General features: G+C 64.2%; 8 protein-coding genes. 5 read left to right on the forward strand and 3 right to left on the reverse strand.

The genetic code is table 11. From position 1 onward, the window contains the following. The first annotated feature begins 1 nt into the window (after nt 1). The 4 genes from AC1DDS_RS19560 to AC1DDS_RS19575 all read left to right on the forward strand — a co-directional run bounded on the left by AC1DDS_RS19560 (nt 2) and on the right by AC1DDS_RS19575 (nt 4,180). On the forward strand, nt 2-1,024 hold the full coding sequence (locus AC1DDS_RS19560; protein ID WP_477480397.1) for an SIS domain-containing protein: 1,023 nt from the start codon (nt 2-4) through the stop codon (nt 1,022-1,024). After that, on the forward strand, nt 1,024-1,953 hold the full coding sequence (locus tag AC1DDS_RS19565; protein WP_477480398.1) for a PfkB family carbohydrate kinase: 930 nt from the start codon (nt 1,024-1,026) through the stop codon (nt 1,951-1,953). Before AC1DDS_RS19560 ends, AC1DDS_RS19565 begins: the two co-directional genes overlap by 1 nt. Continuing rightward, nucleotides 1,950-3,020 carry an ABC transporter ATP-binding protein gene (locus AC1DDS_RS19570; RefSeq protein WP_477480399.1) on the forward strand — a complete coding sequence of 357 codons (1,071 nt, stop codon included), beginning with the start codon at nt 1,950-1,952 and terminating at the stop codon, nt 3,018-3,020. The genes AC1DDS_RS19565 and AC1DDS_RS19570 overlap by 4 nt, the downstream gene beginning before the upstream one ends. Before the next feature lie 227 nt (nt 3,021-3,247). Next, complete coding sequence (locus tag AC1DDS_RS19575) at nt 3,248-4,180, forward strand: DUF5996 family protein (protein ID WP_477480407.1); 933 nt, start codon at nt 3,248-3,250, stop codon at nt 4,178-4,180. Between the two features lie 84 nt (nt 4,181-4,264). Here AC1DDS_RS19575 and AC1DDS_RS19580 read toward each other — a convergent pair whose 3' ends face one another. The 3 genes from AC1DDS_RS19580 to AC1DDS_RS19590 form a co-directional block, all read right to left on the reverse strand. Next, nucleotides 4,265-4,552 (reverse strand): PepSY domain-containing protein, encoded by a 288-nt coding sequence (locus tag AC1DDS_RS19580; protein ID WP_477480400.1) that lies wholly within the window; start codon nt 4,550-4,552, stop codon nt 4,265-4,267. A gap of 218 nt (nt 4,553-4,770) precedes the next feature. Continuing rightward, a complete protein-coding gene (locus AC1DDS_RS19585; RefSeq protein ID WP_477480401.1) occupies nt 4,771-7,173 on the reverse strand; it encodes a methyl-accepting chemotaxis protein in 2,403 nt (800 codons plus the stop codon). 383 nt (nt 7,174-7,556) lie between these two features. Then, nucleotides 7,557-8,657, reverse strand: coding sequence for an O-antigen ligase family protein (locus tag AC1DDS_RS19590; RefSeq protein WP_477480402.1), 1,101 nt, complete (start codon nt 8,655-8,657; stop codon nt 7,557-7,559). Between the two features lie 1,121 nt (nt 8,658-9,778). Between AC1DDS_RS19590 and AC1DDS_RS19595 the strand changes: the two genes are divergently transcribed. Beyond that, a partial coding sequence (locus AC1DDS_RS19595) for a N,N-dimethylformamidase beta subunit family domain-containing protein (protein ID WP_477480408.1) occupies nt 9,779-13,656 on the forward strand: 3,878 nt, incomplete at its 3' end.

Consider the following 13,656-nt stretch of genomic DNA (forward strand, 5'->3'; position numbering starts at 1 on the left):
GATGAGCATGACGGTACAAAGAACACGCCCGGCCGGGCTTGTCGCGATCGATCGCGAAATGGCGCGGCAGCGCGCCGATGCCATCGCCTCCTTCGACAATGCGCGCGACATGGCAATGACGATCGCCGCCTCGCTTCGGCGGACCGGCCGGCTGCTGCTGCTCGGCATGGGCGGTTCGCATGCGGTCGGCCGTGCCGTCGAGCCGCTCTACCGTGCGCTCGGCATCGATGCCATTGCCTTGCCGCTGTCCGAGCAGCTCGGCCAGCCGCTGCGCGTCGATGGCAGCACCATCCTGCTGACGTCGCAATCGGGCGAGAGCGCCGAGGTTTTGCGTTGGTTTGCCGAAACCGGGGGAACGCCGGAAACCTTCGGACTGACGCTGGAAGCGAACTCCTTTCTTGCAAGAAGCGCGCCCTGCCTCGTCGGTGCCGGCGGCACTGAGCTCGCCTTTGCCGCCACCCGGAGCCTGACGATCAGCCTTGCCCTGCATCTCGCCGTCCTCGCCGCCCTGGGAGACGATCCGGCGACCACTCTTGCCGCTCTGCAGGATGCGCAGGAGCCGGATATTTCCGAGGCTGTGGCAGCGCTGGCCGAGGTTGGCGTCGTCGTCACGTCCGGACGTCGGCTTCAGGGTGCGGCAGAGGCGCTGGCGCTGGGCCTTACCGAACTGTCCCGCCGCCCCTGCTTCTCGCTGGAAGGTGGCCAACTGCGCCACGGGCCGATGGAGATGCTGGGGCCGAGCGTCGGCGTCGTGCTCTTCCGCGGCAATGACCCGACGGCCGGTCTCGTCACGGCGATGGCCGCTTCTGCGGTCGCGACCGGAGCACCGGTCGTGGTCTTCGACGCATCCGGCGAAGCAGCAGTTCCAGGAACTGTGACGCTCGCCTTCAAGCCCGCGACCGGGCTGGCGGCGACGCTTGCGATGTTGCCGGTCGCGCAGCGCCTGATGATCGCCTTTGCCTGGCAACGGGTGGAGGATGTCGGCACCCCGGTGCGCACCACCAAGATTACGCGGAGCGAATGATGCGTCCGCTTGCTGTCGTCGGCAACGTCAATGTCGACCTGATCCTTGGGCCCGCCGCGCCCTGGCCCAAGGCGGGCACGGAGATCATCGTCGACCATGACGAGCTTCGCGTCGGAGGCGCGGCCGGCAATACCGCGCTCGCCTGGGACGGGCTCGGCGTCGATTTCGCCATCGCCGCCAATGTCGGCTCCGACCAGTTCGGCCGCTGGCTCAAGGAGGGTTTTGGCGGGCGCGCGGAAAAGTGGCCGGTGCGGCCGGAGGGGACAACGCTGTCGGTCGGCATCACCCATCCCGACGGCGAACGCACCTTCTTCACCACCCGCGGGCATCTGGCGCGCCTCAGCCTTGCCGACGTGCTCTCGGTGCTGGACGGCCCCGCTCTCAGCGGCGGCTACACGCTGCTCTGCGGCTCGTTCCTGACCGACGACCTGACGGCCGACTATCCCGCCTTCTTCGACTGGTCGGACCGGTACGGCATTGCCGTTGCACTCGACACCGGCTGGCCGCTCGAAGGCTGGACGGAGGCGAACAAGTCGGCCGCACGAGGCTGGCTGTCGCGCTGCCGCATCGCGATCATGAACGAGGTGGAATCGACGACGCTCACGGATACGGACGACCCGGCGACCGCCGCGAAAGCGCTCCGTGCGTTGATGCCGGACGGTGCGACCGTCGTCATCAAGCGCGGTCCGGACGGCGCGATTGCGCTCGGTTCCGACGGCATGCTCCTGTCGCAGGCGGCACCGGCCGTGACGGTCGTCGACACGATCGGCGCGGGCGACGTCTTCAACGCCGGCTTCCTGGCCGCGCTCGCCAGAGACGAGCCGCTCGCAGCCTGCCTGAAAGCCGGGACCGATCTCGCCTCGCACGCCATTTCCACCCTTCCGCGCAGCTATGGCGGGTCCATTCACTTCGGGGAGACGACGCCTTGAGCGCGCTGGAAATCGTAAATGTCCGCAAGGCCTATGGCGACGTCGAGACGCTGAAGGGCATCGACATCACGCTGGAGAATGGCGAGTTCCTGGTGCTGCTCGGCTCGTCCGGTTGCGGCAAGTCGACCCTCCTCAACATCATCTCGGGCCTTGCGGAGGCGACCGGCGGAGACGTGCGCATCGGCGGGCGGTCGGTGCGCGGCGTGCATCCGAAGGATCGCGACATTGCCATGGTCTTCCAGTCCTATGCGCTCTATCCGAACCTGTCGGTCCATCGCAATATCGGCTTCGGGCTGGAAATGCGAAAGGTACCCGCCGCCGAGCGTGACCGGGCGGTGCGTGAAGTGGCGAAGCTCCTGCAGATCGAAAACCTGCTCGACCGCAAGCCCTCCCAGCTTTCGGGCGGCCAGCGCCAGCGCGTGGCGATCGGCCGGGCGCTCGTTCGGAAGCCGGAGGTGTTCCTGTTCGACGAGCCGCTCTCGAACCTCGACGCGAAGCTGCGCATGGAGATGCGCACCGAGCTGAAGCGCCTGCACCAAATGCTGCAAACGACGATGGTCTATGTCACGCACGACCAGATCGAGGCGATGACGCTGGCGACTCGGATCGCCGTGATGCGCGACGGGCGGATCGAGCAGCTCGGCACGCCGGAGGAAATCTACAACCGGCCGGCGACGCTCTATGTGGCGACCTTCGTCGGCGCGCCGCCGATGAACCTCCTCGAGGTCACCGCGTCGGGCGGTTCGCTGATGTTCGGCGACATCGCCCTGCCTTTGCCCGCCGAACGTTACGCCCTCCTCAAGGAAGGCCAACGCCTTGTTCTCGGAATTCGGCCGGAGGCACTGCAGCCAGGCCGTGGGCCCGGCATCACCATCGATGCCCGCGCCGAGGTGGTGGAACTCACCGGACCGGAGCTCGTCGTCTCTGCGAATGCGGGCGGGCAGAAGATCGTCGCCTGCCTGCCGTCGCGGGCGCGGGTGGAACCAGGAGAGGTACTGAGCCTTTCCTTCGAACCAGACATGATGCACCTGTTCGATGCGGACACCGGGCGAAGGGTCGGAGGGTGAGTTCGACTGCTGCGGCGGCCAAGAAACGGGCTGCAAAGACAAAGCGACGAGACGGCGAGCACCTGCGAAAGGCCGACCGCAGGAGCTGTCGCAACTCCGCAAGCCGAGCATTGCTCGATGGATCTGTCACGCGGAGACTCTGCCGTGGCCGCGACTTCTACTGTACAAGGACCGGTCCAGCCTTCATGATCTGAGCCGTCGGATCATATCGGAGGGATTACCTTATGATGGATCGATGGCCCTCAATCAGGTACCCGGAATGGCGTGAAACCTGCACCGCACTTCACCTGTGGTGCCAGATCGTGGGCAAGTACCGCCTCGCTCACACGCCATGGGTCAACCATTCCTGGCACGCGACGCTTTACGTCACGCCCCGCGGACTGACGACTGGACCGGTTCCGGATCAGACCGGGCTGGTGACCCTGAGCCTGGATTTCTGCGATGATGTCCTGGTGGCCGAGGCGGAGGGCGGCGCGCGGGCAACATTTCGGTTGGAGCCCATGAGCGTCGCCGAGTTCCTCGACCGGACCAGGAAAGCGATCCTGGCGGTTGGCGGACAGCCGACAATTCACGGGACCCCGAACGAGGTCGCCGATCCCGTGCCGTTCGCCGAGGACCATGCCGAGCGCCCTTACGACGCGGACGCCGTTTGTCGCTTCCACCGGGCGCTGGTCAGCGCCTCGCGCTTGTTCGAACAGTTCCGGACGAGCTTCCTGGGGAAGGTTTCACCGGTGCATCTCTTCTGGGGATCTTTCGATCTGGCAATTACACGCTTTTCAGGGCGGCAAGCTCCGCGTCATCCTGGCGGCGTACCCAACCTCCCCGACACCGTTTCGCAGGAAGCCTACAGCCACGAAGTGTCTTCGGCCGGGTTCTGGCCGGGAGGCGCCGGAGCTGACGACGCGATGTTCTACTCCTACGCCTACCCCGCGCCGAAAGGATTCTCCGATCGCAAGGTCGAACCTGCCGACGCCTGGTTCGATGAAACGCTCGGAGAGTTCCTGCTTCCGTACGAGGCAGTGCGCCGGAGCGGGGATCCCGAGCGGACGCTGCTGCTGTTCCTCGACTCAACCTACCGCGCAGCCGCCGACACGGGAAACTGGCCCCGTGTCGACCTGGAATGCGAGCAGGGTCGCCTATGTGTCCCTCGCAAAATTTAGCCGTCTCGAATCTGAATGGCGGTCAGGCATGTGGCCGACAGAGGCAAGCTGAGCACCTCCCCTGTCAGCACGATCGCGAGTGATCTAAATGCTGCCGTCCCCGAAGCTTTCCACCTCACCGTCGATGACGTCCATCGTTTCCGGATCGATCTTCACCTTGAAGACATTGCCGCTCTCGTCCGTCACCCGCAGATTGTAGCAGCCATCGTCGATCTTGAGCTTGTTGATGGTCCAACCAAATTCGGTCGTAAGCTGCGTCAGCGCTTCGCGAGACTGCTCTTGCCCCGCAGGGACGCGGCATTCATCAGCAGCCACGGCAGCGGTTGCCGGCAGAACAGCAAGGAAAGCGAGCGTTGTCAGTGCCTTGTTCATGGATCCAAACTCCTCGGTTGCGATTGTCCACGCAACAACAATCACCCCCGAAACTGACGAGCCTCTGAAGAAAGTCGGCGATCGTCGTCAGCTTGCCGTCAGGAACGAAAGGCTCCGCAGGAAGATGGCAGGGGGTGTTCAGACGAAAAAGCACCGGCCATCCAGTCGATGGCCGGTGCCTGGGTTAGGTCCTCTTTACCCCTGTCGATTGGGGCGGATCAGAACTCCTCCCAGCGTTCGCGCGGCGCGACTGCCGCGTTTCCGCTGCGGCCCGCAAAACTTGCTACTCGCTGGATCAATGCGCGCGCCGGCGACCGAGCGGCCGGAGCTGGCTCTTCCTGCACCGTCTGCCGAGCCTCGCCGAAGCGGAACTTGGCGAGCAGCTCGTTGAGCGCGCCCGCCTCCGAGGCGAGGCTGTGGCTGGCGGCGGACGACTGCTCCACCATTGCAGCGTTCTGCTGCGCGCCCTGGTCCATCAGGTTGACGGCCGTGTTGATCTCACCCAGGCCGACGGACTGCTCGCGGGCGGCCTCGACGATCGCCGTGACGTGGTGACTTATTTCCTGCACCTCAGCGGCGATAGTCCGCAGCGCATTGCCGGTCTCGTCGACGAGCGCCACGCCGGTGTTGACCTGCTCGGCCGAACTCGTGATGAGCGCCTTGATCTCCTGCGCTGCTTTCGCCGATCGCTGTGCCAGTTCACGCACCTCCTGCGCGACGACGGCAAAGCCCTTTCCGGCATCTCCGGCCCGCGCTGCTTCCACCCCGGCGTTCAGCGCAAGCAGGTTCGTCTGGAAGGCGATGTTGTCGATCACGACGATGATGTTGTTGATCTCGCGGGAGGACGTCTCGATCGCCCCCATCGCGGTCACCGTTTTTTCGACGATGACACTGGAGCGTTCGGCCTGTTCGCGCGCCCGCTCGACCAGACCGCCGGCCTCGCCCGCCCTCTGGCTCGTGTCCCGTACCGCCGTCGTGATCTGCTCGATGGCAGCGGCGGTCTCCTCGACCGAGGCGGCCTGCATTTCCGTGCGCTTGGAGAGATCATCGGCTGCGGCCCGGATTTGCTCCGAACCGGAATGAATGGCAGCGGCGTTGTGACCGACGGAACGCAGCGCCTCTTCCAGTTTGCTCGCCGACTGGTTGAAGTCGGTCCGCAAGCGATCGAGAGATTCCGCGAACACCGTTTCGATCCGATGACCGACGTTGCCTTCGGCCAGTTGACCAAGCGCAGTACCGAGCGCGTCGACCGCTTCCTGCATCTTTTGCGCCTCGACGGCTCTCTGCGCTTCGCGCTCGCGCCGCTCGCGTTCAGTCAATTCGCGGCCTTCGTGGGCTTCTACCTCCAGTCGGCGATTGTTGCGACCGGCTTCGCGGAACACTTCCACCGCGCGCGCCATCTCGCCGATCTCATCCCTGCTCTCGACCGACGGTATCGACGTCTCCAGGTCGCCGTTGGCCAGTCGGGACATGGTTTCCGTCAGCGACTGGATGGGCCGCGTAACCCGGGTCGTGACGATCCAGAAGGCAAACAGGCCCAGGACCACGGCAGCAATCAGCACCGCCGTGCTGGCGATGAAGCCGTTGCGTCCACTGTCCTCGATCTGCTGCGTATAGGAGCCTGCAGATTGGCCGATGACGTTCGACAGCGCCAACAGGCCGTCGATGGCCTTTGTCGCCGAGGCCATCCACTCGTCACCGGTCAGCGGGTAATCGCGGCCTTGCGCACTGGCGGCGTAGATGTTTTTGCGAACATCCTGAAACGTGCCGAAGTACTCCGAGCGCACCGCAGCGATCGCAGACAGCACCGACGGGTCGGCGAAGTCGCGGCCCTCATAGCTTTCGATCGACACCCAGGACTGCTCGAGCCGTCCACGATATTCGGAAAGCGTTGCGAGCGTACCGTCGTCCAGTCGGGCGCCGCGCGCGATCGCACCACCGATTGCGGCACGCTCGCGTCCGGCATACTCGCTGACCACCCAGATGGCCTGCCTCAGGTCGAGGACGATTTGCGTCCGGGCAAGCGCCGACGATGGCGTTACCTGCGCGTCGATGCGCAGATGCTGCGACGACATGATGAGCGCGGTCGCCGTCGGCACCCACTGGCCTTGGATCTCCGGATTTCGCGCAGCTCCGTCCACAGCCAGTTGACCGTCGATGTCGCGGCGCAGAACCTTCAGGGCGTCGTGGTCCTGCCGGACCTTTGAGATCATCTCGTCCTTTTCCTTGAAGTCGGGCGAGTTCTTCAGCCGGTCGAGAGCCGCTTCGAGCGCCTCGTCCGCCCGTCGGCGATGCTCGGCTATCTTCGCGACCGTTTCCGGTGCGGCGCTGGCCGATTTGCCGAAGGCGGTGTTGATCATTCCCCGTTCGCTCGCGAGCGAGCCGGCGCTTGCCAGGAAGAGATCGCCGATCTCATTGTTCGTCCGCATGGCCTGCGCGCTGCGCATGCTATCCCATGTCGAGAACATATTCATGCTGGCCAGGACCAGCAGCGTCGCGCCGAAGGCCGACAGGATCAGAAGCAATGTGGCGCGGATCGTGATTGCGATCCGGCTGGAAGCCTTCGCTGCAAGAGGACTTGGCCCAGCCGCCATGCCTCCGGAAATAAGCGCGTTCGTCATAGATAGACCCTTCCCCACCTATCGTGGTTCCTCATGGGTTTAGTCAGTGTCGGGGAGGCGGCATCCTGCCACCTGGAGGTCGGGCCGCCGTCATGCGGCCTGCACGTTCGCCAGACGTCTCTGGCACTGTTGCTTGCGGTTCAAGCCCGCGCGCTCTGCCTGTCGCACGACCGCTGCACCGCACTCCCCCTTGCGCCGCAGCCCTCGTCCGATCCGTGATCGATCATTCGGCAGACGCGACGAAGTGGCGGTGACGGCCAGAACAATGAACGGTACCGTACGATTGCAGACGTCAGTTAACAATCACTTACGGCAGTACTAAAAAAGCCCGCCTTGAATTTGCAAAAAGCCAACTCTCCAACAGGGCGGATTATCATGGCAAATCAAGATGAAGTGGGCCCATTTGTCGCGCGTCCGCGCCTGTTCTCCGTGGCGGGACGGGACGAGGAAACACTGCGTCCGCGGACCGGCCGTATGCCGTGCTCCCGCGTTGCCGGTTCCTCGCCCTCAAGCAACCAGACACCGCTTCCCAGCGTGAACAGAAAAAGGACGTAGGTGGCATTCCAAAAATGAACCGTCCAGCCGACACAGAAGAGGCTGGCCATCGCCGCAAGATAGGCCAGGCGATAGGCCATCAGCTTCGGATCCGCAGACGCAGGCCGCGTCGAAACGCTGAGAAAAATAGCGAGAAACGCCGCAAGCATCGCAAGCGCGGCGGGGATGCCATAGACGATTGCGTGGTAGAGCCAGAACATGTCGATGCTTGGCGGCATCCACTCCGGTCGCTCCCAATCCTCCATGCCAGTGCCGAAGATCGGATGGTTCAGTGCGGACGAGGAGCCGAAGTGCCAAATCAGCACACGGAAATAGGCGTTCGCCGGGCTGAAGGAGAAGTATGTAAACGCAAATTGAAAGACGCTCTGGTTGGAGGCAATTGCGACGGCTGCGTAGCCGGCTAACATTACAGCCCAAAACAGTTTCCAGCGTTCCTTTACGTGCGCCAGCAGGCCATTCCAGGTGAGCAGCAGGATCTGCACGGACAGGGCGGTCAGCGGTCCTGAAGACAAGGACAGGAACGCCGTCACGGCGACCACCGATGTTCGAAAATAGCGTTTGACCACGCTCTGCCCGTAACCAAGGACCAGATGCACCGGCGCTAGGGCACTGCCGACGACCACACCGAACAGGATTGGATGTTCCAGGACGCTCTGAACGCGCGTCAGTCCCCAGCGCGTGTCGGGGACAGCATAGTGCGTCGTGAACAGCGCCCGTGTCGCTTCAAGCAGGATGTTGTTCCCCGTGAGGGTTTCGAAGACGGCGAATGGCATCAACAACAGAATGCAGCGGAAGAACAGGAGCGCCACGCTGTAGTAGTCGCGGGCACTTCGAACGAAACACCGGGCTAGGAGATAGGACCCCATCGTTTCGACGAACAGGATGCCGCCACCCTCCAGTGCAGCTCCGAATCCATCGCGGACAACCATGCTGATCGCCGCCCACAGACAGTAGAACAACAGGCAGAAGTCGGCGACGCGGAACCGGCCGGCAGCGCCGCTGAGCCATCGGAACAGGCATGGAAGCACCATGGCAAGGAGAACGAGTCTATACGGGCTTATGATCAGCCCACTCAAATCGAACAGCCAGGGGACAAAGAGGGAAACGACAAAGAACCTTATCGGCCATGCCGGCCAAGAACCTAACTTTTCGCCCTTCGAATCGGCGACGGCTGTTTCTGAACGGCGTGATTGGGCAAAGCGATCCTGCCGTGTCGAACGCGGTTCGCGCGCGGTATGCCTGAGACTTCCAAGTTCGTGTGCCCGCAACTCGCGTCCGCCTTCACTGTCCGCAGCATGCTCCGCTCCAGCCCGACGCGGTCTCGATTCAAATCCGCGCACGATCCGAAGGCCGCTGGCCTGGCACCCCCGGCTCCGGGCGACCCTCGCCTGAAACATTCGACACCCATTCTAAGGGCCTCGATCCGGAACAGTATCTGCCATTCCGTCGGAGTTCGAACTTCCGCATACTTCATAGGGGGTAACGTTCTGTCGATCGTGACGATGCATCGACACAATCGCAAAAGTTTACGAGACACCCGCCTCCTCCACCATCGGATGCGCCTGTCGTCTTCGGTGCCTCGGCCTTTGGAACATCAACCGCGGAAGGCGAGCTTCAGCGCGGCGCGCTGGTCATGACACATACGCTAATGGGGGTGCGACAACCGCCGCACACGGATTCGATCGTCAAATGGGAGGAGGGCTCCCCCGGGCGAGCTACTACCGATTGATGTAGTACGCCGGCACCGGATTGTTGGCAGAATGAGCCATTGAGGAGACGATCCATTTCATTCCAACCGGCACCCATGTCCGCGCAGCTCGATGCGGATCGGAGGCGAAACATGTTCAGGCTTCACATCAGAAACCACGACCTGTTGAGCATGTCCGGTGGCAACAGCTATGGGGCAGCGCGACATCATCTGGCTAGCAAGGGTTCGAGCCTGTCGGTGGCAACGGGCACTAGCCAGCCCGACCTCCCGGGCGCATCCGACATGCGGGCGGCATGGTCGCAAGCCGTATCTGCTGTGGATCTGCCGGCGTTGCCGGGATGGATGTCGGCCTTCCAATCGCCCGGTGGTTACGCCTTGTCCTGGAGTTTCGGCTCGCCGTTCAGCGTGGCCAGGGGCTTGTCCGCAGACGCGGGCGGCCCGTCGATGTCCGCCGATGGCCCGGACCAGGCGCCGGAAAGCGCGCCGTCCGGCAACGGCTTCGCTTCGGTGGTGCATTACCGGTCTTCAGACAGCATCGCACCAGAGGCATCGGCCCCTGCATCGGTCTCGTTCCGACCCGATACGGCCGCCGCGTCCAGCGCTGCCACCAGCCCGGCGCTCGACCGGGCCAGCGATGCCTCGCCCGCTGGCGGAGTGTCCTTTGCACCGAGCGTGACCCTGGTTGCGCCTGCAACCACCGGCATGTCTGGGACCGCCGAACGCTTCGACGATGCGGCCCCAACGGCCGAGGGGACCAACCGGGCCGGCTCCGAAACGCCGACCGGATCGTCGGTCATGCCTGCATCTTCAGCCGCAGCGACCGAAGCCGAACCTGCGACCGATACGCTGGCCGTCCCAATGGTGGCGCTGGCGGCGGAACCGGCAGCGGCAGCGGCGGCGACGCCGAACAAGATCGCCCTCGAGAACATGAAGCAGGGCAACCCGCGCAGCGAATGGGGCGTCGACGGCGACGGCGATGCCAACATCCAGGGCTTTGCCACCGAGATCAGCACCAATATCGGCCAGACGGTGGACTTCAAGATCGCCACCGATTCCACCAACTACCGGATCGACATCTACCGGCTCGGCTATTACGGCGGCGACGGCGCCCGCAAGGTTGGCACGATCAACCAGTCGCTCACCTCCGCGCAAATCCAGCCGCATCCGATCGTCGACATGTCGAAGGGCCTGATCGATTGCGGCAACTGGTCGGTCTCGGCAAGCTGGGCAATCCCCTCCGACGCGGTCTCCGGTGTCTACATCGCCAAGCTGGTTCGCCAGGACGGCACCGCGGGGCAGAGCCTGATCCCCTTCGTCGTGCGGGACGACAGCTCCACGAGCGATATCGTCTTCCAGACGTCCGACACCACCTGGCAGGCCTACAACGCCTGGGGCGGTGCCAGTCTCTACTACGGCGAGGTTCCAGTCGACCCGGCCGAGTTGGTCGGCTATCGCCCCCCCAACTGCAGCTGCGGCCTGAATGCGATCGGCCGCGCGTCGGCCGTCAGCTACAACCGCCCCTTCATCACCAACACCAGTCCGTTCGGCGGCACCCACGATTTCATCTTCGGCGCCGAGCATTCCGCCATCCGCTGGCTGGAGCAGAACGGCTACGATGTCTCCTACATCTCCGGCGTTGATTCCTCCCGCAACGGCGGGCAGCTGCTGAATCACGATGCCTTCCTCTCCGTCGGACACGACGAGTACTGGTCGGCCGAGCAGCGCAGCAACGTGGAGGCCGCGCGCGACGCCGGCGTCAACCTGGCTTTCTGGGGCGGCAACGACTGCTACTGGAAGGTTCGCTGGGAAACCAGCATCGACGGCAACGGCACCCCCTACCGTACCATGGTCTGCTACAAGGAGACCTGGGGCAGCAGCACCGATCCGAGCAATGTCGGCACCGGCACCTGGCGCGATCCGCGCTATGCCGATCCCGGCCAGCAGCCGGAAAACGCCCTGATCGGCACCATGTTCTCGGTCGACAGCTATCGCCAGGACACGATGACCGTTCCCTACGATTTTTCAAAGCTTCGCTTCTGGCGCAACACCGACGTCGCCAATTTGCAGCCCGGCCAGACTTACAGCCTGCCGCAGAACATCCTCGGGTACGAATGGAACTCCGACGTCGAGAACGGCTTCCGGCCGGCCGGGCTCGTCAATCTGTCGCTCTCCAATGTCTCGGTGAACACCTATCTGCGCGACTACGGCACGACCATCGGCAATGCCGACGCTACGCACAGCCTGACGATGTACCGCGACGAGAGCGGCGCCCTCGTCTTCAGCGCCGGCACGGTCTTCTGGTCCTGGGCGCTCGATGCCCAGCACGAAGGGGCGACGACGCCGACCGATCGGAACGTCCAGCAGGCGATGGTCAACATGTTCGCCGACATGGGCATCCAGCCCTCGACGCTCGTCTCCAGCCTTGCGCTCGCGACGCAATCGACCGACACCATCAGGCCAACCTCGACGATCACCTCGCCGACCATCGGCGCCAGCTTCGTCGAGGGCCAACACGTCACGATCACCGGCACCGCCCAGGATCTCGGCGGCGGCGTCATCGCCGGCGTCGAGGTGTCCACCGACGGCGGCAACAGCTGGTTCAAGGCGACCGGCCGGGAGAGCTGGAGCTACAACTGGGTCGTCCAGGCCAGCGGCACCTACACGATCATGTCGCGGGCCGTCGACGACAGCGTCAACCTCGAGACGCCCGCGGCGGGCAAGCAGGTGAGCGTGACGCTGCCCTCGACCGCCAGCCTGTGGACGCTGGCCGCGAAGCCGGCCGTCGAGACCAACCTCGAACCCGACGGGGTCGAACTGGGGGTCCGCTTCCAGGCCAATACCAACGGCACCATCTCCGGAATCCGCTTCTACAAGAGCTTCTACAATATCGGCGAGCACAAGGTCAGCCTCTGGACCGCAAACGGGACGCTTCTCGGGACGGCGACATCGACCGGTGAATCGCTCTCCGGTTGGCAGACGGTGACTTTTTCCAGCCCGATCAACATTGCCGCGGGGACGACCTATGTCGCCTCCTACCACACCAATGGCTACTATTCGAGCAGCACTGGATATTTCGACTCTGCCTACACGCGGGGGCCGTTGAGCGTCAGCCAGAACGGTGGCGTATACGCCTATGGCAACAACGCGGGCATATTCCCGAACAGTTCGTACCGGGGCGAAAACTACTGGGTCGACGTGGTGTTCAACGCCTCGACCGTCAACGGCGTGCCGGTTGCCGTCAACGACACGGGCTACTGGGCTACCCAGAACACGGTCTTGACCATCCAGGCCGCTTCGTTGCTGGCCAATGATACCGATCCGAACGGCGATGCGCTCTCCATCACCGGGGCGGACAACGGGGTGAACGGCACCGTTACCTTCAACAGCCAGACGAATGCGATCACATTCACGCCGACGACCGGCTACACCGGCCCGGCGAGCTTCCGCTACACCATCTCCGACGGCCGCGGCGGCACGGCATCGGCGACCGTCAGCCTGACGGTCAATCCGCCCTCGACGGCGACGAGCCTGTTTTCGCTCACCGATACGCCGAGCATCGCTTCCAACAACGACGCCACCCCGGTCGAGCTCGGGATGAAGTTCGTCGCCTCGGCGAGCGGCCAGATCACCGGGCTGCGCTACTACAAGAGCGCCCAGGACACCGGCACCCATGTCGGCTCGCTCAACGAGTTTCCGACCTCGAGCTGGAGTTCGACGAACTACTGGGTAGACGTCCTGTTCGAGCGCTCCACCGCCAACGCGGTTCCGGTGGCCGCCAACGACAGCGGCTTCACCACCACGCCCGGCACGGCTGCGACGATCCAGGCGTCGGCGCTGCTCGCCAACGACAACGATCCGGACGGCGACCCGCTGACGATCACCGGGGTGGACAACGCAGTGAATGGCACCGTTGCCTTCAACGGCCAGACGAATGCCGTCACCTTCACGCCGACGGCGGGCTACAGCGGACCGGCAAGTTTCCGCTACAGCATCTCCGACGGCCGCGGCGGCACCGCATCGGCGACCGTCAGCCTGACGGTCAACCCGCCCTCGACGGCGACGAGCCTGTTCTCGCTCACCGATACGCCGAGCATCGCTTCCAACAACGACGCCACCCCGGTCGAGCTCGGGATGAAGTTCGTCGCCTCGGCGAGCGGCCAGATCACCGGGCTGCGCTACTACAAGAGCGCCCAGGACACCGGCACCCATGTCGGCTCGCT

The organism is Mycoplana sp. 10N416 (genome assembly GCF_056394765.1).